The sequence below is a fragment of the Vibrio sp. 10N.261.55.A7 genome (genome assembly GCF_002877365.1).
Lineage (GTDB): Bacteria > Pseudomonadota > Gammaproteobacteria > Enterobacterales > Vibrionaceae > Vibrio.
The window spans coordinates 17287-43364 of record NZ_MCWZ01000340.1; the positions used below are offsets into that span (position 1 = coordinate 17287).

Annotated in this window: 24 protein-coding genes; 18 read left to right on the top strand and 6 right to left on the bottom strand. The window is 46.0% G+C overall.

The annotated features are described in order from the left end of the window. Nucleotides 1–195: 195 nt before the first annotated feature. From BCU12_RS22945 to BCU12_RS22960, 4 genes are all read left to right on the top strand, one after another. Nucleotides 196–1125 (top strand): ABC transporter permease, encoded by a 930-nt coding sequence (locus BCU12_RS22945; protein WP_102407155.1) that lies wholly within the window; start codon nt 196–198, stop codon nt 1123–1125. 15 nt (nt 1126–1140) lie between these two features. Continuing rightward, a complete protein-coding gene (locus tag BCU12_RS22950) occupies nt 1141–1980 on the top strand; it encodes an ABC transporter ATP-binding protein (protein ID WP_102407101.1) in 840 nt (279 codons plus the stop codon). A gap of 151 nt (nt 1981–2131) precedes the next feature. Continuing rightward, nucleotides 2132–2722: an ANTAR domain-containing protein gene (locus BCU12_RS22955; protein ID WP_102407103.1), complete on the top strand. Its 591-nt coding sequence runs from the start codon at nt 2132–2134 to the stop codon at nt 2720–2722. After that, nucleotides 2722–3804 (top strand): CmpA/NrtA family ABC transporter substrate-binding protein, encoded by a 1083-nt coding sequence (locus BCU12_RS22960; protein ID WP_102407105.1) that lies wholly within the window; start codon nt 2722–2724, stop codon nt 3802–3804. The genes BCU12_RS22955 and BCU12_RS22960 overlap by 1 nt, the downstream gene beginning before the upstream one ends. Before the next feature lie 161 nt (nt 3805–3965). Here BCU12_RS22960 and BCU12_RS22965 read toward each other — a convergent pair whose 3' ends face one another. Together BCU12_RS22965 and BCU12_RS22970 are read right to left on the bottom strand one after the other, a co-directional pair. Next, nucleotides 3966–6023, bottom strand: coding sequence for a methyl-accepting chemotaxis protein (locus BCU12_RS22965; RefSeq protein WP_102407107.1), 2058 nt, complete (start codon nt 6021–6023; stop codon nt 3966–3968). A gap of 183 nt (nt 6024–6206) precedes the next feature. Beyond that, nucleotides 6207–7520: a carbohydrate porin gene (locus BCU12_RS22970; protein ID WP_102407109.1), complete on the bottom strand. Its 1314-nt coding sequence runs from the start codon at nt 7518–7520 to the stop codon at nt 6207–6209. 695 nt (nt 7521–8215) lie between these two features. On the opposite strand from BCU12_RS22970, the gene BCU12_RS22975 reads away from it, so the two are divergent. Then, a complete protein-coding gene (locus BCU12_RS22975; protein ID WP_102407111.1) occupies nt 8216–8464 on the top strand; it encodes a hypothetical protein in 249 nt (82 codons plus the stop codon). Nucleotides 8465–8554: 90 nt separating this feature from the next. On the opposite strand, the gene BCU12_RS22980 is transcribed toward BCU12_RS22975, so the two are convergent. Next, nucleotides 8555–9112: a sugar O-acetyltransferase gene (locus BCU12_RS22980; RefSeq protein WP_102407113.1), complete on the bottom strand. Its 558-nt coding sequence runs from the start codon at nt 9110–9112 to the stop codon at nt 8555–8557. Nucleotides 9113–9428: 316 nt separating this feature from the next. Between BCU12_RS22980 and BCU12_RS22985 the strand changes: the two genes are divergently transcribed. From BCU12_RS22985 to BCU12_RS23015, 7 genes are all read left to right on the top strand, one after another. After that, on the top strand, nt 9429–9704 hold the full coding sequence (locus tag BCU12_RS22985) for a type B 50S ribosomal protein L31 (RefSeq protein ID WP_102407115.1): 276 nt from the start codon (nt 9429–9431) through the stop codon (nt 9702–9704). Beyond that, nucleotides 9701–9841, top strand: coding sequence for a type B 50S ribosomal protein L36 (ykgO, locus tag BCU12_RS22990; protein WP_102407117.1), 141 nt, complete (start codon nt 9701–9703; stop codon nt 9839–9841). Before BCU12_RS22985 ends, ykgO begins: the two co-directional genes overlap by 4 nt. Before the next feature lie 201 nt (nt 9842–10042). Next, complete coding sequence (locus tag BCU12_RS22995; RefSeq protein WP_102407119.1) at nt 10043–10882, top strand: AraC family transcriptional regulator; 840 nt, start codon at nt 10043–10045, stop codon at nt 10880–10882. A gap of 214 nt (nt 10883–11096) precedes the next feature. Beyond that, complete coding sequence (locus tag BCU12_RS23000) at nt 11097–11828, top strand: AzlC family ABC transporter permease (RefSeq protein WP_102407121.1); 732 nt, start codon at nt 11097–11099, stop codon at nt 11826–11828. Next, nucleotides 11825–12160, top strand: coding sequence for an AzlD domain-containing protein (locus tag BCU12_RS23005; RefSeq protein WP_102407122.1), 336 nt, complete (start codon nt 11825–11827; stop codon nt 12158–12160). The genes BCU12_RS23000 and BCU12_RS23005 overlap by 4 nt, the downstream gene beginning before the upstream one ends. A 137-nt stretch (nt 12161–12297) precedes the next feature. After that, entirely contained in the window at nt 12298–12747 is a 450-nt protein-coding gene (locus BCU12_RS23010) for a hypothetical protein (RefSeq protein ID WP_102407124.1), read from the top strand. Nucleotides 12748–12956: 209 nt separating this feature from the next. Further along, nucleotides 12957–13556, top strand: coding sequence for a thiol:disulfide interchange protein DsbA/DsbL (locus BCU12_RS23015; RefSeq protein ID WP_198599414.1), 600 nt, complete (start codon nt 12957–12959; stop codon nt 13554–13556). Nucleotides 13557–13652: 96 nt separating this feature from the next. Here the strand turns inward: BCU12_RS23015 and BCU12_RS23020 are convergent, their stop codons facing one another. After that, entirely contained in the window at nt 13653–14552 is a 900-nt protein-coding gene (locus tag BCU12_RS23020) for a LysR family transcriptional regulator (protein ID WP_102407132.1), read from the bottom strand. Between the two features lie 156 nt (nt 14553–14708). On the opposite strand from BCU12_RS23020, the gene BCU12_RS23025 reads away from it, so the two are divergent. The 3 genes from BCU12_RS23025 (at nt 14709) to BCU12_RS23035 (ending at nt 20723) form a co-directional block, all read left to right on the top strand. Then, complete coding sequence (locus BCU12_RS23025) at nt 14709–16400, top strand: L-lactate permease (protein WP_102407138.1); 1692 nt, start codon at nt 14709–14711, stop codon at nt 16398–16400. Between the two features lie 175 nt (nt 16401–16575). After that, nucleotides 16576–17715, top strand: coding sequence for an FMN-dependent L-lactate dehydrogenase LldD (gene lldD, locus BCU12_RS23030; RefSeq protein WP_102407140.1), 1140 nt, complete (start codon nt 16576–16578; stop codon nt 17713–17715). A gap of 128 nt (nt 17716–17843) precedes the next feature. After that, entirely contained in the window at nt 17844–20723 is a 2880-nt protein-coding gene (locus tag BCU12_RS23035) for an FAD-binding and (Fe-S)-binding domain-containing protein (RefSeq protein WP_102407157.1), read from the top strand. A gap of 207 nt (nt 20724–20930) precedes the next feature. Here the strand turns inward: BCU12_RS23035 and BCU12_RS23040 are convergent, their stop codons facing one another. Beyond that, nucleotides 20931–22145, bottom strand: a complete 1215-nt coding sequence (locus tag BCU12_RS23040; RefSeq protein ID WP_102407142.1) for a serine hydrolase domain-containing protein — start codon at nt 22143–22145, stop codon at nt 20931–20933. Nucleotides 22146–22255: 110 nt separating this feature from the next. Here BCU12_RS23040 and BCU12_RS23045 point away from each other — a divergent pair, with 110 nt between their 5' ends. Next, nucleotides 22256–23215: a LysR family transcriptional regulator gene (locus BCU12_RS23045; RefSeq protein WP_102407143.1), complete on the top strand. Its 960-nt coding sequence runs from the start codon at nt 22256–22258 to the stop codon at nt 23213–23215. 175 nt (nt 23216–23390) lie between these two features. Next, nucleotides 23391–23795 (top strand): NirD/YgiW/YdeI family stress tolerance protein, encoded by a 405-nt coding sequence (locus BCU12_RS23050; protein WP_102407145.1) that lies wholly within the window; start codon nt 23391–23393, stop codon nt 23793–23795. 243 nt (nt 23796–24038) lie between these two features. On the opposite strand, the gene BCU12_RS23055 is transcribed toward BCU12_RS23050, so the two are convergent. After that, nucleotides 24039–24941: a LysR family transcriptional regulator gene (locus BCU12_RS23055; protein WP_102407147.1), complete on the bottom strand. Its 903-nt coding sequence runs from the start codon at nt 24939–24941 to the stop codon at nt 24039–24041. A gap of 99 nt (nt 24942–25040) precedes the next feature. On the opposite strand from BCU12_RS23055, the gene BCU12_RS23060 reads away from it, so the two are divergent. Continuing rightward, a complete protein-coding gene (locus tag BCU12_RS23060) occupies nt 25041–25889 on the top strand; it encodes an NAD(P)H-binding protein (protein WP_102407149.1) in 849 nt (282 codons plus the stop codon). Nucleotides 25890–26078: the final 189 nt, after the last annotated feature.

Here is a 26078-nt window from a genome sequence, read left to right on the forward strand (position 1 = left end):
ACATTGATCTCAAGCGCTCTGCGTTTGTATCAATCACCAAGCATCTAGTGTCGGCAACGGGAGAAAACAATGAAGACTATAATCGAAAAACTCAACCCAACGAAACTCAACTCGCAGGGAGTAAACATTCAAGGAAACAGCATTCAAGGAGACAGCACGCAAGGAGAAAGCCTTTTATCTGGTCAGGCTGTCACCATGTTGCTAAGTGCCCTCAAAAACCTTGCACTACCGATGACTGGTATTTGTGGATTTTTGCTCCTTTGGGCTATTACGGCCAGCAACATCAACACCTCACTTGGAAAGTTCCCTGGGCCGCAAGACGTCACTCAGCAAATAGTGAATCTTTATCAAGAACATACGGCAGAGCGCGCGAAAGAAACAGCTTTCATTGAAAGACAAGAAACACGTAACGCACAGCGCGTTGCTGCTGATCCTAGCTATCAACCTAAAACACGTGCCTATACAGGTAAAGAGACCTTTTTAGACCAAATCATCACCAGCTTGATCACCGTAATGACGGGCTTTTTTCTGGCGGCAATCATCGCAGTTCCACTGGGCATTGCTGTAGGTTTAAGCAAATCGCTCAACACCGCGATAAACCCAATCATTCAAATATTCAAACCCGTATCCCCACTCGCGTGGCTACCTCTCGTGACCATGGTGGTCAGTGCTGTTTATGTCTCACCCGATCCTATTGTCGCCAAATCGTTTGTTAATTCCGTCATCACCGTAACGCTTTGTTGCTTGTGGCCAATGATCATTAACACCTCTGTGGGTGTCAGCTCTATCGAAAAAGACTGGGTCAACGTAAGCCGAGTGTTGCGTCTAAACCCGCTAACACATGTACGAAAAATTGTGCTTCCTGCTTCTATTCCAGCCATTTTTACGGGCATGCGTTTGTCGCTCGGTATCGCTTGGATGGTATTGATAGCCGCAGAAATGCTTGCGCAAAACCCGGGCTTAGGCAAGTTCGTTTGGGATGAGTTCCAAAACGGAAGCTCACAATCATTAAGCCGCATCATGACCGCCGTACTTGTCATTGGTGCAATTGGGTATTTATTAGACCGCAGTATGATGCAACTGCAAAGCATACTGAGCTGGGACAAAGCAGCAGAAGTTCGATAATAGGGAGAAAACACTATGAAACCATTTCTAGATATCAGCCATATCGACATGGTATTTCCGACCCCCAAAGGGCCGTTTACTGCGCTGAAAGACGTCGACTTGAAAATAGACAAAGGCGAATTCATTTCTCTTATTGGTCACTCGGGCTGCGGTAAATCAACCGTACTCAATGTCGTTGCGGGCCTCTACCAGGCAAGTAAGGGGGGCGTGATTCTCAACAACAAAGAAGTCTCAGAGCCTGGGCCTGAGCGCGCGGTCGTGTTCCAAAACCACTCGCTACTCCCATGGCTCACAGCGTACCAAAACGTCGAACTCGCTGTCAGACAAGTTTTCGAAAGAACCATGAAGCCGAGTGAGATGAAAGAGTGGATCGAACACAACCTCCAACTGGTGCATATGGACCACGCCATGCACAAAAGGCCCGACGAAATCTCGGGAGGAATGAAGCAGCGAGTGGGGATTGCTCGCGCATTGGCGATGCAACCCGAAGTACTGTTGATGGACGAACCTTTTGGCGCATTGGATGCACTGACAAGAGCCCACATGCAAGACTCTTTGATGGAGATTCAAGAAGAGCTCAATAATACCGTCATTATGATCACTCACGATGTGGATGAAGCCGTTTTGCTTTCCGATCGCATCGTCATGATGACCAACGGCCCTTCGGCGACGGTGGGTGACATTTTAAACGTGGATTTAGAGCGCCCAAGAAACCGTTTAACGTTGGCTGAAAACCCAACCTACAACCATCTTCGCTCAGAAGTACTGACCTTCCTTTACGAAAAACAACGCAAAGTCGAACCACTGCAACGCAGTTCTAAAAAAGACGTCGACCAGAAGCAAAAAGTCAGCTGATAGAAACCAATGGTTAAAGACGGAAAGGCAAGGATACACCTTCAATATCCAGAACCATCGTCAATAAAGGCGCTCATCGCGGTGCTTGATCAGTGGAACGGTCTATATAATTCTAGATGGAAACTTTGTCTAACGGCCATGGATAGGTGATATGACGACAAGAATCAAAGTCATGCTTATTGAAAATGATAAGCAGAAGGTACAAGCGCTACGTGAAGCGCTGGACAGTTCGGAATACTCTATTGAGCACGTCACCGACACCGGCATTTCGTTACTGAATGAAGTGGTTCGGGTTGAACCTGATCTCATCATTATGAATATTGAGTTTCCTAATAGGGACATACTCGACAGCTTACAATTGATGTCGCAGTCGAACCCGAAACCCGTCGTGATGTTTTCTGAACAAGAAGGATCCGATACGATTCAAAATATGATGAAATGCGGTGTCAGTGCCTATGTGGTTGGAGATTCAAACCCTAGAAGAGTGAAATCTATTCTTGATACCGCCGTGGCACGATTTACAGAATATCAGCAGCTGCGTGATGAGCTTCAGGAAACCAAACAACGCCTTTCCACTCAAAAAGCCATTGAACAGGCCAAAATCTGGTTAATGGAAACCAAAAACATATCAGAGAAACAGGCCTATCACTCTATTCGCAAAATGGCGATGGATAACTCTCAGAAGATTGAAGATGTCGCGAAGAATATTCTCTCTGTTGCATCTGTGCTGGAGAAAGGTTGATGAAACTGCGAACACTAGAAACAACAAAACTCAATATCGGCTTCATGCCGCTGACGGACTGCGCGCCGATTGTGATGGCAAGCGAGCTCAATTTGTTCGCTAAACACGGCCTTGACGTAACGCTCGATAAGCAAAACTCTTGGGCGACATTACGTGATAAGTTGCACGCGGGCTTATTGGATGCGGCGCAAATGTTAGCACCGATGCCATTTGCAAGCACCTTGGGTTTAGGTGGCCCGAAACACCCAATCATTACGCCTTTTATTCTCAGCCGTAACGGAAATGCCATTAGCATCTCAGAGAAGCTTTACCACGAACTGCTCGATATTCATAAACTAGATACCTTAAGTCTTCCTTTGGCATCAGGCTTATTGGGAAAATTAATTGAAAATAGAAAGAGTAAAGGTCAAAAGCTGCGGTTTGCTACGGTACACCCTAACAGCTGCCACTACTATCAGTTAACGAGTTGGCTCAATATGTCTGGAATCGATCCGGCAGAGATTGATATTGCGGTACTTCCTCCCGCCAGTATGGTTGAAGCACTGGCTGAGGGCGACATCGATGCTTTTTGTGTCGGCGGCCCTTGGAATGCCGAAGCCGTGCGTCAAAGCATCGCGACAACCGTGCTGACCTCATCGGATATTTGGTCAGATTCACCAGAAAAAGTGCTCGGAATCTCACAAGAGTGGTATCAAGAGAATCAACAGACGACCTTGGCATTAATAAGCGCACTTCAAGAAAGTTGTCGCTGGCTTGAACATACGCCAAACCGTTTTGAAGCGGCCAGAATATTAGCCACCAAGCGCTATCTAAACACCAGCCTTGATGTCATTGCTCCGTCATTACTTGGCAGTTGTTTGACGCGTTCAGGCGAGTCGCCCCGTCGAATCCCAAGCTATAATCAGTTTAGTGCCGACAACAAAGAGAGCGGCAACTCCCCCGAGCGATCTCAAGGAGAAAGAATTTTGCAATACATGATTGATGCTGGGCATGCTTCTCGCCAAGCTCTGCCTGAAAATTTGTGCCAGGCCGTGTATCGCAGTGATATCTATGCGCGGTGGCTACTCGAAGAGTCGCGTTAATAGTTAATAGTTGAAGAGTGAGACAAGGTTTTAGCCCGAAACTTGTCCCCTTTTCCTCTCAAAAGCAAAAGGAGAAGTGGCCACTCACTCCTCCTTTTCATTTATGATGAGCTGATTCATCCATTCTTTCTATTTACATGTAAAGCGATTGAAATATGCGCTTATTTGCTTGCCGTTATAAACTCTTCTTCTACACTCAGTCGATCTTCAGCGTTCGCAGAATGCCCATGCAATTTGAAACTGGCTGTCAGCTCTGATTGCGTTTCCGCCATTTTCTCTAATTGCTCACCGTGGGTCGCCAGCTGCTTTGAACGCTCGGTATTCTGCTCTGCCAAACTGTGAATCAAGCTCACGTTCTGCGCCACTTCTTGAGCCACCGACTGATGTTCCGTCGTTGCCGATGCGATTTGATGGCTGCGGTCTTCGACCTGATTAAGCAGTTGATGAACGCTTTGCAATGACTCATTCACACCGTCGGCCTGAGAGATACAACTCGCCATGTAATCCACGCATTCATTGACTTGAGAAACGGCCAAATTCGAGCTCTCTTGTAACTGATCGATCTTCTGCTTAATTTCTTGCGTCGATTGGCTCGTTTTACCCGCCAGCATTCTGACTTCATCTGCCACGACCGAAAAGCCTCTTCCCTGCTCGCCCGCTCGTGCCGCCTCTATCGCTGCATTTAGAGCAAGTAAATTCGTCTGATCTGAAATACCAGTAATCACATCCAGAATTGTTTCTATGCTGCTGCTCTCCTGCTCCACTTGGTGGATGGTCTGTGTCGATGCGGTCAGCTTTTCAGAAAGCTGGTTGATGATAGCCACGTTGTCACCCATCAAATTTTGGCCTGATGTGGAACTGGAAACAGCGTCTGTCACCAGCGATAACGTAGAGTTTGCCGACTGCGCGATTTCCGCTACCGACGATTCAATCTGTTCCAGTGCCGTTGCAACTTGGATGGTTTGAGCCGTTTGTTCGTCAATCGCCACATTCAACGCTTCACTTGTCCCTTGGTTTTCTAAAGACGCATCATTGAGTTGTTCCGACGAGATTTTTATCTGCTCTATCATTTCCGATAGATGATCAATAACCAGGTTAACCTTGGCGGCCAACAAGCCAAATTCGTTGCTTCCCTTATACTCAACTCGTGCTGATAGATCTTTTTCTGCAACCCTATCAAGCGCCAAATTGACGAGTTTGGCGGGCTTTCGGATCATGTTCGCGATGTTGACGCCGATAAATATCGCTATAACAACCGAAATGGCTGAGACTGAAAACAGTGTAATGAGCGTCTGCTTAGACTCTAGCGTTGATTCAATGTACATGTCGCCCGCGACACTCGCCGCATAGCTCGAGAGCACATCAATTTTATCCAGCTCAACGTCAATCAAGGTTTCCAACGTCACACGTTGCTCCGTTAGCGCTTCATTGATGCGTGCCGCTTCGACGTGAAGGCTGACGGCCCCTTTGTCAGTAAATACCTGTTGTTCAAAGAGTTTTAAAGGCTGGTTCAGTCGTGAATAGATAGATTCCGAAGTGGTTTTGAGCGTATTCAGCGCCCCATCAAAGCGCTCCTTACGACCACTGAACCCACGCTCTACTGAGCGAAGTTCATACATATCTTGCAGCGAAAATACTTCATTGACGTCGCCCATGAGTAAGCTGACTTGCGACAACACCGCTTCTATCGCGGCCTGTTCATTTGGCTGAGCACTTGAGAGCGCTTTGACTAGGCTACTGCTTAGTTGTCCTGCCAATTGTTGAAATTGAGTTTGGCTGTAAAGGTCTTGGTCTTTAGTGTCTAAATAACGCACATTGGTTTCCAACACCTGCGTTAAGGCATTGAGCACTTGGTGGCTGGTGACCTTAATCTCATCAACGGCTTCGCTGATCTCCGTGTTGCTGCGCGCAAGATCTTCAAACCAAGCGAGTTGCAGCTGATAGGCGTCAATGTTGGTTTCGATGTTTGCCCTCAACGGATCCAATTCATCGATATACATCGCTGATAAATAAGGAGATAAACTGCGGTTGATGTTCAAGAATGAAATAGTCAGCTCCGCCGAACGCACCATCATGGGTGTCGATTGTTGGGTTATGGACTCTATTCTCGACGTCACTTGCTGATTACCTTGAATAGAAAACCAAGCAGAACCTAGCATGATCGATATCAGAACGAAAAAGCCTAAGTAAACCCGAGAGACAAGTGATGTTAGCTGCATAGACACACCTACCATTTAGTTTTGAGAAAAAAAACGGGCACTAAGTGCCCGGGGGAATGGAGTTAATCAAGATGATTACTAGTGGCCCTAATATCTGCCTTTGGGGCCAAATTTTATGGACAGTAAAATCAATTACTCATTGAAACCACTGAGCTAACGAGGAGCCCAGTCGTTATTGACGGTTTACCACCAAGCTTCAAACATTGCGCCGAAGCTTACTGTGTCAACATTTGTCGTTGTTGTGCTTGGACCTTTCTTCTCTACGTCACCCACCGTTGTGTAGAAACGTAGCATTGGACGGCTCCAAGGCATACCACCTAGAGAGATGTTTTGAGAAAGCGTAACTTTCCATGCTTGCTCTTCAGAGTTATCTTGGTAATCCACCATGCCAAGGCCGGCTTCTAACCATGTAGAGTGCGTTTCGTCCCAGTTGTACATTGGGCGAACAATCGCTGCGTACTCTTTTGATTCATTAGAGACGTCGTCACCAGAGATGTCTTTGTATGATGCTAGGTAATCAATGAAGAGGTTATCCGAAGGATTGATGCCACCTTCAATACTGGTGTATAGCACTTGCTTTTTACCCGCTAGGTCAAAGGCTGAGTTATCTGCACCGTCACCGTACTTAACAACCAACTTGTTCGAAGCACCTAAACCTAATGTTGCACCCACTAATACTGATGTTTCACTGTTGTCTTTATCTGAAGAGAAACCGTAGTTAGCGTAAAGGTCTAAATCACCAATACCCGCATTGATTCCGTGAAGCTTAGAAGTGAATGCGTAAGTTCCGCTGTCGTTACCTAGTGAGGCATTCGTGCCACCAGTGCCGATTTCATTTCCGTCAGAATCTTTGATTGTTACTTCACCGCTTGCGACTGCACCGACAAAAGCAAAGTCTAACTTAGCTCCACCTAAATTAAGGTTTTGGAAACCACCACCTTGTCCATCGTGGTTCATCCAGAAGTAATCATTCAAGCCTTGTTGTGGACGCTGATGGAAGTCACGACCTGCCCACACATAAAGCTCAGGTTGGCTTTCAAAGATGTTGCTCGCGCCAGCAAAGAATTTTTTCAGGTTAACGCCATCAGCAGAACCCCAATCGCTATGAGCCCAGTGGTCAAGCATCACTGCCAAATTCCACTTCACACCGTTATCAGATTCAAAAATTTTACCAAACTGGAACTCGCCACCGTTTGATTCATTACCTAGTCGACCAATAGAGCGACCTGTTGAACCAATATTCACTAACTCAGCGTCACCTGACTGATACAATGCGCCATAACGAGCATAGCCAGAGAAGATAATGCCTAGGGGAACGTCAATATCTGACGGTAGATACGATTGTTGTTGGTCATCCGTGTAATCTAGACTCACAACCTTTGCCTCTAGCTCTTGAATACGCTGTTCTAATTCCGTCACATCTGCTGCGAAAGAAGAAGCGGAAGCAAGTGTAGCGGCCACTGCTAAAGTTAAAGGCAAGCGCTTAAAGTTATTCATGTTATTTCCCTATTATTATTTGGATTCGTTTTGGTACGGGGAAATAATAAAGAATGAAACAACTGAAAATAGCGTTGCGCCTCACATCAGCACTAGCGTGAATGTGTCATGAAACAACACGCGACAAAGCCAATTCCTGCGAGTGATTTAATATCAAATAGTTAAGTTAATATTCAGTCTATCAATTAGACTTGAAATCGGTTTCATTTCATGGGATTTGACGGGATCTATCACGAAAAGTGAATAGACAATCAACTAGATTGGATAAGCTATTTTGAAAGATTTCATGATGATGAAACTTTTCATGAGTTATGTTTGAAATTGACAGGGAAATGACAAATGTAGGGAGGAACCGCAATTCTCTCTCTTTAGGTCAGACTGCCCAGTGAATGAAAGGTTCACAATAAACCAATGAAAATCTTCAGTATCGACAAGGTATTCACTATATCAATCCACGCACCAACCAATGTCCTCTATGTGAATTGAATATCACGAAAGCGCATACAAAAAACCGTCATTGACGAAGCTTAATTTGCATCCGTATTAACAAGGTCGCGTAACCGATGAGGTGAAGGTCCTATCATCTGTGCGGCTATTGAATTAGGTAACTAGTCTCTCCATTTAACGTAATTCCCTGTGTCACCTTTTCTTTATGAGTCATACAAAGTCATCAGCTTTGTGACGAAAAACGCGCCATGTCACTGAATAGCGATGGCACTGCCGCCTATAAAAAAGTTGAAAAAGGCTCGTCCGAAACCATCAACTGGACACTCACTGACCAAGGCAACCTTCGTCTTGAATTCGATGATGGGTATGCGTGGGATTGGACGCTTATGTCTGAGTCCGAAAACTACCTAGCGGTAAAATCCATGGGATGGACGGCTGACGGCTCTGAAAAAGACATTCTTTCCATGGTCGTAGCGGTAACCGCAGCAATGCAGTAGCAATATAGTAAAGGCGAGATTTCTAATTTTAATATTATGCCAGATAGATCAAGCGTCACTATCTGGCAGCCGCACTTTCACTCAACTCTGCTATTGTTCAATGTTCTTAATGATTCGACATGGATTGCCCGCAGCCACGACATTAGCGGGAATGTCTTTCGTCACCACGCTACCTGCACCAATGACCGAATTTTTGCCAATTGACACACCCGGGCAAACAATCACGCCGCCGCCTAGCCAGGCATTATCTCCAATCGAAATACTCAACCCAAACTCGACCCCATCTTCAACACGGCTTTTTACATCAAGCGGATGTCCAGCGGTATAGATCTGCACATTCGGTGCGAGCATGACATTGTCACCGATACGTACTTCGCCCACATCTAACACAACACAATTGAAATTCGCGTAGAAATTCTTTCCGAGCTTGATGTTAGACCCATAATCGCAGCGAAAAGGTGGCTCAAGATAAGCATCAGAGGCATTGGGGATAAGTGAATCAATCGCTTCCCGCCACTCAGGTGAATCAGGGATACTGCCGTTCAGTTTTTGCAGGGCTATCCGGCAAGCCTTTCTTTCTGACAACAGTTCTTCATCCCATGCATCATAAGGCTCACCAGCCAACATTTTCTGTTTTTCACTCTTCATATTTGTTACCTGCATTAGAAGTACCACGAAATCCTCAATGATATACCTTATCTAACAAAGCAGCGTAAGAGCCAAAAAACCAAGCTGCCTAAACGATCACATTCCGTTATGACTGTATGCGTCAAATCGAAACAATTTCATTCAATGCCTTTCTATCTAGGCTGCTCTAACGTCGCAAAAAAGCTAAGGATTCGTAGTCATCTCACCCTTGATACTTTCTCCCTTTTTAAAGAAATTATCACTTCAACTCTTGATAAATGATAATTATTATCATATAAAACGTTATAACATAACAATACACAGCAAGAGATTTACAATGAAACAAGGAATTCACCCAGATTATCGTACTGTTGTCTTTCACGATACGAGCGTCGATAAGTATTTTTTGATCGGCTCAACACTTCAAACCGACCGCACCATCGAGTGGGAAGATGGAAAAACTTACCCTTACATGACGGTAGAGGTCTCTTCAGAGTCGCACCCGTACTATACCGGTAAGCAACGTGTTGTTCATAAAGAAGGCCGTGTCGCTAACTTTAGTCGCAAGTTCGGTAATTTAGGCAGCAAGAAATCTCAGGGAGACAACTCATGAAAGTATTAAGCTCATTAAAAAGTGCAAAGTCACGTCATCCAGACTGCCAGATTGTAAAGCGCAAAGGTCGAATCTATGTGATCTGCAAAACCAACCCAAGATTCAAAGCCGTACAAGGTAAGAAAAAGAAAAAATAGCACCCGCAGAGTTAGCTTAGTGCCTCGCTAGGCTAACTTTCCCATCGACTTATCTACTCTTCTTATCTAATCTTCTTAAAGCACGTCAGCAAGAAAATCCCTTCAATTGAGCAAGAATGTACAAAAAGAATAGAGCAAATTACGTTAAGATATGGTTAATATTGTTTCAATCTATAATTTTCGCTAGTCGCCGAGGTCCCGTTGTCAGCCAAAGAAAATGCTCGTATTCATTTAGCCGATGAACTCGGTGGTCTGGAGTTTCTACAGGCTCGCTACCATCGACAGAACTTTTCGCGACACAGTCACGCAGGTTATACCGTGGGTGTGATTGAAGATGGTGCCCAGCAGTTTTATCGTACGGGCGGCAACCACATCGCCCCTCAAGACAGCATCATTCTGGTGAATGCCGATGAAATGCACAGCGGGCAAACCGCGTCGGAAGGTGGATGGTCATATCAAGCAATGTACCCCTTACCAGAGATGTTTGAAGAGATTTCGCAAGGCAACCATTTAGGCCGAGTAGCGCCCTATTTCCCCAACCCTGTTGTGTACGACCCTGAACTGGCTCAGCTTCTCAGGCAGGTGTTTAACGTCTTAACACATTCTGATAATCGATTATATCGAGAGACACTGTTGCACGGCGCCATGTCTCAATTGGTCGCCAGACACAGCTTACAAAGTCAATCAAGCAGCGCCATACTTAAGAAAACACAGGCTCAAGTCGAGTGTGTTAAAGCGTTCTTGTCAGATTGCCCCGAGCGCAATGTTTCGTTATCTGAGCTTTCAGCAATGGTGTCACTCAGCCCTTTTCATCTTGCTCGTAGCTTCCGAGATCAAGTGGGGATCCCCCCGCATGGTTATCAGCTGCAAATGCGTATTCGAAAAGCTCAGGTGCTACTGGGCCAAGGCTTTAAAGCAGGTCACGTCGCCATGGAGGTGGGCTTTCATGACCAAAGCCACCTAAACCGACACTTCAAAGCAACGTTAGGCGTAACACCAAACCAATACCGACTCGCTCATCAGCATCGACTTGCGGGCTAGTGTCTTCTCTTCTCATGCTCCCTTTCGTTCAGTAGGTACAGATTCATTCTGTCCGTTTACTAAAAATAAAACGCAGTCGTAGGCAGAGCGCAAGTTTGTACAAGACGCATCAGACTTCCTAATCTAGTATTTCTCGACAGCCAACAACGCATTGTCTTAATGACGCTGAGTAGAATCAGTTGAAAAAATAGTACGTCAAAAGAAAGGATTTTTCATGTCAGATTTAACGGAACCCAAAACAATAACTCAGCAATTATGGAAAGGCACGATCGCGATGATGCCACTGAGTATTGCGGTGATTCCTTGGGGCCTATTGGCGGGTTCATACGCAGTAGAATCCGGATTGTTAGCGTTGGAAGCCCAAGCGCTCTCAGCGATACTGTTTGCAGGCGCTGCTCAACTTGTCGCCATTGGTATGTTCAAATCTGGCGCAGGTTTACTCACCATGCTGGTCACCACCTTTTTCATTACCTCGCGACACCTCTTATACAGCGTGGCAATGCGAGACACCTTAAGCCCATTGCCTTTGCGCTGGCGGTTAACCTTGGGTTTTCTATTAACTGATGAGCTGTTCGCCTTGATCGGCCATAAAACCAAAGAGTTCAATCGATATTATGCTTTAGGAGCCGGGCTGAGTTTTTATCTGATATGGAATCTCGCCTCGCTGGTTGGCATCATTGGGGGAAGCTATATTCCGAACCTTGATTCTCTCGGTTTAGATTTTGCGATTGTGGCAACCTTCATCGCGTTAGTGGTGCCCACCATTAAATCCAAGCCCATTTTACTCTCTGTGGTTATGGCATTTTTTAGCTCCGTTATGCTCCATAAATGGCAAGTTAATGGTTCGCTTGTCATCGCCAGTCTATTAGCCATGTCAGCGGGTTACATTGCGGAACGCCTGTTAAACCAAGCACCAACGCCTCAAGCAACTGGAGACAACTCATGATCTTCTTATCCATATTAGCCATGACTGTGATCGTGTTTCTGAGTCGATATCTGTTTCTCGAACCCGCGCTGCCACTGAAATTAAGCTACGAGGTGAAACGCTTTCTCAAGTTCTCTAGTCCAGCAATTTTGACGGCCATACTCGCTCCAATCATGACGCTAGACTCGAATAGCCACGAATTACTGCCACTGCCTAATCCATATCTAGTCAGCGCTGGTTTAGCCGTGTTGCTGGCATGGAAAACGGGCAATGTCCTACTCACCACCGTAGTCAGCATGCTGTTGTTTTTTACTCTCCACAATGTGGACCTATCGGCAATATTTGAATTTTAGGCGTTATTGATAAAGTTATATAAAGGTGGCAAAGAGGCATTTTCATCCTCACCTTAGTTGGGGTATGATGTTGCCACCTTTGTTGCAAAGATGTTTCGATATTGCTTATCCGTCACTCCAATCTATGGACATTTTGTTTGCTGATCTTGACGATACTGACTACCACGGTAGCCAGCGCTCAAGTATTCCTTTCGGAAACAGTAAACATGCACAGAATGAGTGCCTTTACGGTTTCAACGGACAATTCGAATCTCGAGAATTCCATCACTCTTGATCAACTCAGCGCATCCGATCTTGCAGTAAAACAATCAACGCTTGTCCGTTATGGCTCAAGCCTTGTTTCTAGCAAAACCTCACTTCTTGTCCAAGGCCCAGACTGCCCAGATAGCGATCATCACTACAAAGCTTCTGCAAGCCACGACGGTTGTGGATCCGTTTGCCAGTTTAAAATACCCACGTACTTGTACGGTGTGAAACTTCTCGCTCAGGCGCATTCCCTTGCTCTTATTGAAACAGAGCAAAACGACACGACAAAACAACTCGTTAAAACGCTGTACCGTCCTCCGATCTCTTCATTTCCTGCCTAAATAGTACATACCTTGTACTGACTTTCTCTTAATTCCGCTTATTGGGTTGAGAGCCGATACTTCCAATAACCGGAAGTCATCTACTTACTCACGTGCACTACGCTTGTGCTTGCCATCAATTGACTCGGTTATAGACAAGCTTTAATAGAAATGCGCGGAACAAATTAGGCGTAACGTGCGTTGCGCTAGCAAAATGGAAATGAATCATGATCAAACAAATACTCACTCTAGTTTCAACATTGGCGATCACTTTATCGGTCAACGCGGCACAATTTGAAGAAGGGAAGCACTACAAAGTACTGGACGCTGACAAAGCGAAAAAGCCCGTGGTGACCGAATTTTTCTCTTTCTACTGCCCGCACTGCTACAAGTTTGAGGGCATTGTTGAAAACCTAAAACCAACCCTTCCAGCTGACGCAAGCTTCGAAAAAGTCCATGTATCGTTCATGGGGGGAAACATGGGCGTACCAATGGCGAAATCCTATGCGGCAATGGTCACGTTAGATGTGGAAAAAGAGATGATTCCAGCAATGTTTAAGCAGATCCATCAACTGGGCCAAGCACCAAAAAATGAAGCAGCGCTTCGCCAACTTTTTGTTGACTATGGCGTTGATGGCAAGAAATTCGACGCTGCCTACAAAGGCTTTGTTGTCGATTCTATGCAACGCAAATTTGATAAGAGATTCAAAGAAAGCACATTCTCCGGCGTCCCGGGTGTACTGGTGAACAACAAGTACATTGTGAAATCGGATCACATCAAAACTTATGATGAATACAACGATCTGGTTAACTACCTACTAACGCTCTAGTGCTGAGCATTTAAGTTCACACCATCTAAAAGGGCCAACAGATAAATGTTGGCCCTTTCTTCGTTTCAACAGCATGATTTGGGTAATTCGGAACCATTAAAAGTAGTGAGAGATCGCCAGATAACGCGCACGAATATGTTCAATCAACTGCTTCACTTTATTTGGCGGTTGGCGAGTGAAAGGGTACACCGCGTAAATCCCCAGTTTTTTCCCAACGAGTTCAGGGAAAATGTCCACCAGCTGGCCGTTTCGAATATCGTGGTACACCAAACAGCGTGGTACGTAAGCAAAACCATATCCTCCCAATGCCGCCTTACGAAGTGCAGTGGCATTGTTGGTCGAAAAACTGCCTGACACTCGAACAATGTAGTTGCCCTCTTTGCCTTTAAACTCCCACTCACTGGCGCCCGTCGTTTGGTAAGCGTATTGCAGACAGTTGTGTTTCGCCAAATGCTGAGGTTCGGTTGGCTTGCCATGTTTCGCGATATACGAAGGAGACGCGCACACCACCCATTGAGAATCCAATATGTGGCGAGCAATGAGGCTAGAGTCCTCTAAATACCCCGTTCGAATCACCAGATCGAACCCGCCATCAACGAGATCAACGAATTTATTATCAAGCGACATATCAACGCTGAGCCCCGGATTCATATCGCAGAACTCCGCAACAGCATCAGCCAAGATAAGATCACCCGAGATCGTGGGCACGGACATTTTGAGATGACCACTGATGTTTTCGCCAAAGCCCGCAACTGAATCCATAGCCTCCTGAGCGGCTAACTTCACAGTTTTCGCACCATGCAGAAGTGCCTTACCTGCCTCGGTAAGCGTTAATTTACGCGTTGTTCGATATAATAGCTGCACGCCAATATCTTCCTCAAGTCGCGCAATCCTCTTACTAACTACCGAATTTGTAAGGTTATTTTGTTCAGCCACCTTGCTAAAACTGCCCAACTCTATGACCTGAGAAAATAAAATTAAATCATCTGCACGCATTCGATTATACCAATTTTGGAATTAATTATTTTCATTATTTCCCTATATCAATAAAAAATAAAGGGGTAAATTCACCTCAAATTAACAACACCATCACAATTATAAAACCTAAGAGACTCTTTAGAGCCCTAATGAAAGAATGTAAAGGACATACCAATGAGTGAAACATTACTAGCCCTCGTGGCCTTCTCACCTATCGTGGTGGCGGCCATACTGCTCGTCGGCCTGAACTGGCCAGCTAAGCGCGCAATGCCTGTCGCGTTTGGCCTCACCGTCTTTATCGCGCTGTTTGCATGGGACATGTCAACCACGCGAGTACTGGCTTCGATCTTCCAAGGATTAGGGATCACCGTTTCGGTTCTTTGGATTGTGTTTGGTGCCATCTTCTTGCTCAACACGTTAAAACACACTGGCGCAATCTCCACCATTCGAAATGGATTCATTAACATTTCACCGGATCGCCGCGTTCAAGCCATCATCATTGCATGGTGTTTTGGCTCGTTCATCGAAGGGGCTTCAGGCTTCGGTACACCGGCAGCAATCGCCGCGCCTCTACTTGTGGCTATTGGGTTTCCAGCCCTAGCTGCGGTGCTCATGGGGATGATGATTCAATCCACCCCCGTGTCATTTGGCGCGGTGGGCACACCGATTATTGTTGGGGTGAACAAAGGGCTTGATACGCACAATATCGGCGAAACGCTTCTGGCCAATGGATCAAGCTGGGACGCTTACCTGCAACAAATTACCTCAAGCGTTGCCCTGATCCACGCCTGTGTGGGTACGCTTATCCCAGTATTGATGGCCATGATGCTGACTCGTTTCTTCGGCAAAAATAAGAGCTGGACGGAAGGGTTAGACATTCTGCCATTCGCTATCTTCGCGGGTTTGTCGTTTACCATTCCTTACGCACTCACTGGCGTCTTCCTTGGCGCTGAGTTCCCATCTCTCATCGGTGGATTAGTCGGCTTAGCTGTGGTGGTATCCGCCGCAAATCGTGGTTTCCTTGTGCCGAAAACAACGTGGGATTTTGAGGCAGAAAACAAATGGCCAGTAGAATGGTTAGGCTCGCTCAAAATCGACCTAAACGATTCAAACGCAAAGCCAATGAGCATGGCGATGGCGTGGCTGCCGTATGTATTGCTTGCAGTGGTTCTTGTAGCCAGTCGTGTCAGCGTTGAATTTAAAGCCATGCTACGCAGTGTTAGCCTTTCATTTGGCAACATTCTTGGCGAAGTCGGCATCAGTACGGCGATTCAGCCTTTGTATTTACCAGGCGGTATTCTTGTCTTCGTCGCATTAATGGCGGTACTGCTGCAATCTCGAAGCGTTACGCCGCTTGCAAAAGCGTTTGGTGAATCGAGCAAAACACTGATAGGCGCAGGATTTGTGCTTGTGTTCACCATTCCTATGGTGCGTATCTTCATCAACTCAGGTGTGAACGCGGCGGATCTAGCCAGCATGCCAGTCACCACCGCGAACTTTGCAGCAGGCCTAGTCGGTGATGCTTTCCCTGCACTGAGTGCCACGGTGGGTGCGTTGGGCGCTTTCATAGCGGGCTCTAACACGGTTTCAAACATGATGTTCAGCCAGTTCCAATTTGAAGCGGCGCAAACACTGACTATCTCTACCGCTGTTGTCGTGGCACTTCAAGCGGTTGGTGCAGCCGCTGGCAACATGATTGCCATTCATAACGTGGTGGCCGCTTCTGCAACCGTTGGTTTACTAGGCAGAGAAGGCGCAACGCTACGTAAAACCATTATTCCAACGACGTACTACCTCATTGCCACCGGTGCGATTGGTTTGATCGCTATTTATGGATTCCATATCACAGACGCGCTAATGCGTTAACGAGCCGGTGGAACAACCGATTTACCCTAGAGTTTCTGATACTCACATCGCCACTTGAGAGACGCTATTGTGAAAGCAGTAGCAAAATCAAGAGTATTAGCACCTCACTTTTAAGATGTCGACCATACTAAACCTTCGATAAAGGTGATGTATAAACTATTGATAGGATTGAACTATGATCATCTCTGCCTCTACTGATTACCGCGCTGCGGCTAAAGCCAAACTGCCACCTTTCTTGTTCCATTACATTGATGGTGGATCGTATGGTGAGCATACATTGAGAAAGAACACCGAAGATCTTGCCGACATCGCGCTCAAGCAACGTGTTCTCAATAATATGGAAGACCTCAGTTTAGAGACCGAGATCTTTGGTGAAAAGCTGGCTATGCCTATCGCACTCGCACCTGTTGGTCTAACGGGTATGTACGCAAGACGCGGCGAAGTACAAGCAGCGAAAGCGGCAGAAAACAAAGGGCTGCCTTTCACCATGTCGACGGTGTCTGTCTGCCCGATTGAAGAAGTGGCACCCGCCATAGAGCGCCCAATGTGGTTTCAACTGTATGTGTTGAAAGACCGAGGCTTTATGAAAAACGTACTTGAACGTGCGAAAGCAGCGGGCGTCACGACACTCGTGTTTACCGTGGATATGCCCGTTCCCGGAGCGCGTTACCGTGACATGCACTCTGGAATGAGTGGCCCTAACGCGGCTGCTCGCCGAGTATTGCAAGCCATGCGTCACCCTAGCTGGGCGTTTGATGTCGGTCTATTGGGTAAGCCACACGACTTGGGCAATATCTCAACTTATCGCGGCGAACCGACCAAGCTTGAGGATTACATTGGCTGGCTGGGTGACAACTTCGACCCGTCAATCTCATGGAAAGATCTGGAGTGGATTCGCGATTACTGGGATGGCCCAATGATCATCAAAGGCATTCTGGACGAGCAAGACGCAAAAGACGCGGTCTCTTTTGGGGCCGATGGCATCGTTGTTTCAAACCACGGCGGTCGTCAGTTAGACGGCGTTCTTTCCACAGCGAAAGCGCTTCCATCCATTGCTGATGCCGTGAAAGGCGATCTTAAAATCTTCGTGGATTCCGGTATTCGATCTGGCCTCGATGTGGTTCGCATGCTTGCGCTTGGCGCTGACTGTACTCTGCTTGGCCGCTCATTCATTTATGCTCTCGCGGCGCAAGGTCAGGCGGGGGTTGAGAACCTACTCGACCTGTATGAAAAAGAGATGAGAGTGGCCATGACCCTCACAGGTGCTAAGAGTATCAAAGACTTAGATAGGAACTCACTCGTAAACTTTAAATAAACTCAAAAGGTGTCACAGCAAATAACAGAGATATGTGACACCTTTTTACCTACTGGAATATAAAAAAGACAATACCGGTAGCAAACACAAGGAAGCCAATCATGTCAAACCTAAGCGGCGACAAGCAGATGACGAGCAGTCCATCTCACAATAGCCGGTCAATCGATGACTCTACCTATCAACAGTTAGAGCAACTCTTTGCGGTTGAAATTGATGCAGAGCGCATTGTGACTCAGCATGCAAAACGACTCGCCTACGGCACTGACGCTAGTTTTTATCGCCTTGTTCCGCGGATTGTGCTTCGCTTAAAAAGCCTCGATGAGGTTATCTACACCATTCAATGCTGCCGTGAAATGCAAGTTCACTTTACCTTTAGAGCCGCAGGAACCAGTCTGTCAGGCCAAGCGGTTTCTGATTCTGTTCTCATCACTTTAACCGATGACTGGCGTGGCCATGAAATTGTCGACGACGGCAATAAAATCATTCTTCAGCCCGGTGTGATTGGCGCTGATGCCAATAAATATCTGGCCCCTTTTAAACGCAAAATCGGCCCTGATCCTGCGTCTATTAACACCTGTAAAATCGGCGGCATTGCGGCCAATAACGCCAGCGGCATGTGCTGTGGTACGGCGCAAAATTCCTATCGCACCATCGACAGCATTAAAGTGGTGTTTAGCGACGGTACCCTGCTCGATACCTCGTCAAAAGAGAGCATTCAAGCATTCCATATTGCCCGCCCAGATATCATTGATGGTCTCAACGCATTGATCCACGAGACGCAAAACAACACCGAACTAAGCGATCGCATTAAGCACAAATACCGCCTCAAAAACACTACGGGGTACGCGCTCAACGCACTGGTTGATTTTCACGATCCCATTGACGTGTTAGAGCACTTGATGATCGGCTCCGAAGGTACGCTGGGGTTCATCGCTGAAATCACCTACAACACGGTCATCGAGCATAATTTTAAGGCCTCTTCCCTGCTTGTCTTTGCTGACATTGAAGAAGCGTGTCAAGCCGTCGCCACATTATCCAAAACCCCCGTCGCAGCCGTGGAGCTGATGGATGGACGCGCCATGAGATCGGTCGCCGATAAGCCAGGCATGCCTGAATTTATTCAAACCCTCGATTTAGAAGCGGCAGCACTTCTGGTGGAAACGCACGCCAGCGAACAGTCTGTGATTGATAGCCAATGCAGCACCATCATGGACTCACTCTCTGACTACACCATTATTGAATCGGTGCCGTTTACACTTGATCCGAAAACCGTCGCCACGCTTTGGGGCATCCGCAAAGGCATGTTCCCTGCGGTAGGCGCCGTTCGAGAAGTGGGCACGACAGTGATCATTGAAGATGTTGCCTTTCCAGTTGAAAACTTGGCCAATGGCGTACGCGATCTTCAAGGCTTGTTTGATAAATACCACTACGATGAAGCGATCATTTTTGGTCATGCCCTTGAAGGAAACCTGCACTTTGTCTTCACCCAAGGCTTTGATAGTGGTGATGAAGTTAATCGCTATGGTGGATTCATGGACGACGTGGCCGACTTGGTGGCCGTTAAATATCAAGGTTCGTTAAAGGCTGAACATGGGACAGGCCGTAATATGGCCCCGTATGTTGAGCTTGAGTGGGGCAAAGATGGCTACCAATTGATGGAGAAGATTAAGGCCTTATTTGATCCGCAAAGCCTGCTCAACCCTGGTGTCATTATTAACGATAACCCACGTTCTCACCTTGAAAACCTCAAGCCGATGCCAGCCGCTGATGATTTGGTGGATCGCTGCATCGAATGTGGTTTCTGTGAACCGGTGTGTCCATCTAGAACTCTGACCTTATCGCCAAGACAACGCATTGTTTTATATCGAGAGTTGCAGCGTCGACGCGCGGCCGGTGAAGACGTAGAAGCAAGCGAGCTGGAAAAACTGTTCGACTATCAAGGTATCGACACCTGCGCTGCCACAGGCTTGTGTGCCGACCGCTGCCCTGTAGGAATCAACACGGGTGATCTAGTTAAGAAACTTCGCAGTCAACGCTATGAAAAGCTGACGCCTCTTGTGAGATGGACAGCCAAGTGGAGCGCCGATCACTTCAGTTCGGTTGCCTCTATGGCGCGGGTGGGGCTAAAAGCCAACAAAGCGGCAACAACGCTAATGGGAAATAAAGCGGTGGGCGGAATGACCAATGGGCTGCGCAAGCTGACGAAAGGCTCTACCCCAACCTGGATGCCCGAATACCCTAAAGCCAACGCTCATCGCATTCAAAATGAACTTGATGGCGAATCCAACGAGAGCGGAACTCTACGAAAAGTGGTGTACATGCCCTCCTGTGCCAGTCGAAATATGGGCCAACAAAACGATGCTCAAGATTCACGCCCACTGACCGAGGTAACGCTTTCTCTGCTCAATAAGGCAGGGTTTGAAGTGATTGCGCCTGACAAGCTGAATGACCAATGCTGTGGTATGCCCTACGACAGCAAAGGCGCGAATGACATCGCAAACCAAAAATCGCAGCAGCTAGAAGACGCACTCTGGGAAGCCAGCAAGCAAGGCAAGTACCCTGTTCTTATGGACACGAGCCCATGTGCCAAATTAAGCATCGAGAAGTTCTCAAAACCTATGGAGATTTTCGAGCCAACAGCGTTTGTGATGACTCATCTGAAAACGCATTTAAACTTCGAGCCTATCGATGAGACTGTGATGCTGCACGTGACCTGTAGCTCGCGCAGAATGGGCCTAGAAAACGACATGCTGTCTCTAGCGAAAGCCTGTACCTCAGAAGTTATAGTGCCTGAGCATATTCAGTGCTGTGGGTGGGCGGGCGATAAAGGCTTCACTACACCAGAACTCAATGCCGCAGCCGTTCACCCATTGAAAGAACAAGTGCCGAGCAATTGCAGCCGAGGCTTTAGTAACAGCCGAACCTGTGAGATAGGTTTGTCGCACCACAGCGGCGTGCCGTATCAATCGATACTGTATCTGGTGGATGAGGTGACTAGAGTAAAGTAACAATAGCTAAAACTAGGGGCTGACTCGCTAACACGTATCTGCCCCAAAACGAGTTGCAAGCGGTATCAGAGCGCACAGTAGAATTCTGATTTTGGAATACGTAAGCTAATGGTGAGCAAAAGGCGAGACCTGCCCCTGAAGAACGGGCGATAGAGCTTCAATTATGACCATCGCCCGATGCGGGCGATGGTTTTTAACTAATCGATATTATTTAGCTCGTAGTTCATTAATGATGTCTACTGTATTGATTAGTTGCTTTTGTAGGTTCGGTGCGACTGTATTTGTGTACCAATCTGAAAAGTAGATTACAGAATAACCAGACTCTAGGTCAGAAAAACCCGTTTGACCAAATGAACCGTGAGAGTATACGATATTTTCAGCTTTCATTGTGTACGACTGCATGTCATACGTTGTAGGGCTTGCCGCAGCAAAAACATCTTTAATTACTGGTGTAACGTTAAGTACATCGTTAGATGAATCTTTTAACTCTGCATAAAAAGACTGTCCAGCTTTACCTTGTGCAATGTAGCTAGTAAATAACGCGTAGTCGTATGCACTGCTGTTTATACCAAACGAAGGTGATGTTGTTCCATCAGATGTTTTTGCAATTTGAATTTCATCATTACCGCCGTAGCTATTGTGTAGCTCAGCAAGTAATTTCTCAAATGGCTTACCTTCAACTTTAGCAATAATAAGAGCCAGTGTGTCAGTGTTTTGGTCTGTGTAATCCCAGTTTGTGCCACGCTCGCTTTGTGTCGCTTTAGCTGCTTTGATTGCATTTAAGTGACCAATTGGCTCACCTGCGTTTTGTAGGCCAATCTCTTTTTCCCATTCGTAACCATTAGAGCCTGGAGTGTGATAGTCACTCAGTGGCTCGATGCCCGAGTTCATTGTAGCTAACTCGCTGATAGTTGCCTCGCCAATAATAGAACCTTCTAGCTCTGGTAAATAAGTTTTCGCTTTCTCATCAAGAGAAACCTTGCCTGAATCAATCGCGTGGCTTAGTAAAACACCAACGTAAGACTTCGCTGCTGATTGCAAGTTATTTAACATGCCAGTCTTAAAGCCATTGTCGAAGTGCTCCGCTAGCACCTTACCATCTTTCATCACTACGAATGCTTTAACTTGTGTGTCGATCAGGTCTTTACGTAGTTCCGGTGAGATTTCAAATCCGCCTACTCGTTCAATTTTAACAGGGTTTACTGATGCAGGTAGTTTGTGTACGCCATAACGTAAAAACTGTTCAATGTGTGCCGATGCATATGTGTAATAAGGCCATTGTTGGAATCCATCGGCTGGGATTTCCGCTACTGTGTAGCCTTCATAAAACTTAGATAGAGGCACTTCATCTGCTGCCGATGCCGATGTGATAGAGCCTATAGTTGTCGCTAATAGAATTGTGGCTAAGATTGATTTTTTCATAATAAATGCTCTTCGTTTGTAAAGGCAACCTGATGTGGAGCCTCTGAATTAAGTTGTTTGTGTTGACGTGTTCTATAATCGCACCATAATGAGATAGCCCGCAGCACGAAATGACCCATATTTGGAGTGGTTGTATTGCTATGGGAAACCGAGAGGATGAAACAGTGCTAACATTTTCAAGTCACAACCTTGAGTGCTTTATCGCCGCTGCTGAAATGGGAACATTTAACAAAGCAGCCCGTAAGTTGGGCAAGTCTTCGTCTACAGTGAGTCGCTGGATAGGCGAACTTGAAGACGAGTTAGGGTATTTGCTTTTTGATCGTCAAAGTAATGGTTTAGTTGTTGTCCTAAGTGAAAAAGGCGAACTTTTACTTCCAAAAGCAAAGATTGCTATTGAATATCTGCAAAAATTTGAGAGCCTTGCGCTTTCCATACACAGTGACTCTACACCTCTTAAATTAGCGATCAGTTTTGGTGAGTTAATCGATGGGGAAGGGATTGCCGATGTGATTAGTCGGTTGAAAACATCATGGCCTAACCTACAGATCTCGCTTAAAAATGCGGATATGACCCATATTCAGTTGGCTCTTGATAACAAACTCGTCGATTTTGCACTTGGTATTGTCGCTGATTCCCTTTATCCCAACGTGGGTGGAGCATTAGTTGGTGAAGAAAGTACGACTTTGATTGCGCACCCCAATAATCCCTTGTGTGGCGAGCCGAACGTACAATTGGATATGTTATTGTCGCAAACGTCAATCTGGTCTGCTCCTTATGAACAAACCCATAAATACGATACAGCCTTATTCAAAAGCCTAGAGATGATCGAGTGTAGTGATGCTAATACTGTGGTGTCACTGGTCAAAAGCGACCTAGGGATAGCATTGCTTCCGGAATACATCGTGCACCCAGCGATTCAATCGAAACAAGTGGTGTCGCTTAATTTTGATAAAAGAGAAATCGATCCGTCATTTCAGCTGATGCTGTACTACAGATTGGATTATCCCCACCGTGAAGTTATTGATGAGATCATTCTTGCCCTAAGGGATTGGTTTGGTTATACCAAGTAGCCACATTTATAGAATGGATTTATAGAATAGATTTATAGTATTTTCGCGTATTGTATTCGTTTTTCGAATGCTTTCTAGTTACACATTTTGTTACAGACTCATTAGCATAGACCTAAATCAAGACGTACTAGATATGGAATTACTTCGTATCTATTTAAATTAAATAAGGTTTATCATGAAAAATAAATTATTGCTTTCAAGTGTGTTAACTCTAGTAACGCTAACCAGTGCTGGCTCATTTGCGCAGGGTGGGTTCTCTTCGGGTCAGGCGAATGCGTCTAATCAGTCATCATCGGTTGGTTTTAACGGCAATATTGCTAATCCGGATACGGTTAAGGCTGCGTCTGAAGCAAGAGACGATGCTTATGTGACTCTTACTGGCAACATCACAGAACAAATTGGTCATGAGCTATATACGTTTAGTGATGAGACGGGCCAAATTGTTGTGGAAATAGAAAACGAAGATTGGCACGGTATTAATGTGACAGCAGATACTAAACTTATTGTTCAAGGTGAAGTAGACCAAGGTTGGACAACAGTAAAAGTCGACGTAGACCGCATCAGAGTAGTAACTCAGTAGTTACCTTCTTTGAATCTATCGATTTCAACGTTGAATTGTTGTGGATACGTAAATTGTCCACAACTTTGCATGCTATTTATGATAGCTGACATTATTTGAGTTCACTCAGCCCCTATAAAGTTTTTAACAAGTCTTGTCCAATGGCTTGCTAGAAATTGATCAAACCAAATTGCCTACGACACTAAAACCGAATCGGCTTTGTTAAGGAAGGAAAAACGCCCCCGAATAACTCCGCTACTTCGGCTAATGAATGCCAGGGAGTTTTAGAAGTTCTTGCTGTTTGTTTAAAATAAACTCAATAAACGTCGACAACTTTTTCGATCGCGTTCTCGATTCATGGAATACAAGATAAAAGCTGATCCCATCTGGCCACAGTGCTTCGCATATCGGCACGATCTCTCCATTGTCTATGGCAGAATGCGCATCAAAATACGGAACATAGATCATTCCTAAGCCCGCTTTTGCGGCTCTTACTGCCTGCTTCGGAGACTCGAGTAACAAGCCAGAGTTCGGAAAAATGGCGTGCTGTTTATTATCTTGTTTAACTAACCACGGAAAGCCCTTCCCCTTCACACCAATATTCACCACCTCGTGTGTCTGTAACTCTGCTAAATCTAGGGGCTCACCGTGTTCTTTCGCCCAACTAGGCGAGGCATAAATACCGTATTGCAACCCAAACAAGCGTCGCTGCTTCAGATCAGAGTCTGACAACGGCCCCTGACGAAAGGCGATATCAATTCTATCTTCGTAGAAATCAAGGTTTTCGTTACTGCCAACCATTTCGATGTTGAGTTTTGGGTAAGTCGATTTGAATTCGATGACCCAGTCACTGAGTGGCCAATCAACAAATTGTAATGGGGCGGTGATACGCAACGTGCCTGAGACCTGTGATTGGTTGTCTTGCCAATCTTTTAATGATTGATAACCCAATTCAAGCTGCTTAGTAAGGGCCAAATACTCCGTCCCAGACTGAGTGAGTTGCATACTTCGCGTATTTCTCACCAACAACGTCACCCCCAATTGCCCTTCCAGGTTGGAAATGCGTCGACTCACTGTGCTGGTCGGCACGCCTAATTCAATAGCGGCTTTCGAAAAAGACCCCATTTTAACCACCGTCGAAAACCACAAGCTTGCTTCAAGATCCATGTTTATCCCATTTATGATAATCAGACACTCACTTTATCCTACTAATAATATTAATCAATGCCACTTATGATTGATACCTCATTCACAAGGAGTCTTATTATGTTTAAAACAACTGCTGTAATCGGCGCTACTGGCATGCTGGGTTCACCTGTCGCGAAACAACTTGCTCATGAGGGCTATACTGTTCGCATCATTTCTAGAGATTCATCAAAAGCTCGTAAGATGTTTCAAGGGCCACAATTTGAGTTTGTCGAAGCTGACTTATTCAACCAAGAGAGCTTAACGGCCGCGTTGAAAGGTGTAGAAGCCATTCACATCAACCTCAGTGGCAACAGCCCTGAGACTTATCTCAAAAATCACATTGAGGGAACACAACACATTCTTAACGCTGTCGATAAATCGACTATCCAATTAATCACCATGATTTCTACCGCGACGGCGTATGAAAAAAACAGCTTCAGAATCGATACACAGGCAAAACTAGAAGCAGAAAACCTACTAAAGAACAGCGGCATACCTTACATGGCCTATTTGCCAAGTTGGTTTTTCGAGACCCTGAACTTATTGGTTGACCAAGAGACCGTGACCACAATGTGTGAATCTACGAAACCGCTGCGATGGATCAGCGCTGACGATTATGCCAAGGCTGTCGTGGAAAGTTATAAGCTGCCTGAGCTATACAATAAGCGACTAACCCTACTAGGGCCGGAAAGCCTGACCATCACCGAAGCTGCAGATTTCTTCGCAAAAGCAAAAAAACTCGCCCGATATCACATGACAGAGAGTGAGGCTTGGGACTACGCGAAAGAATTGGGTGATGACACGCTACTGGATGCGGTCGATTTGTTGGCATACACCGAGAAAGTGGGAGAAGAACCTGACCCTATCACTTTAGATCACCCACTGACGGCTTCAACACGTCTATCCGATTGGATAAAGGCCAACTAAATGCTGATGGCGCAAGAAGGCTAACAATCTCGATGACTATCATCGCCTCAAATAGTGATAAACCTGGTACTTCGTCGTATTTTTACTGATGTTCAGATAAATAAAAACCCCCTAAGCGGGTAATGCCAGTCAGTTTAGCTGACTGGCATTACCCTTTCGGAGGCGTATTAAACACGCTTTGTACAGCGA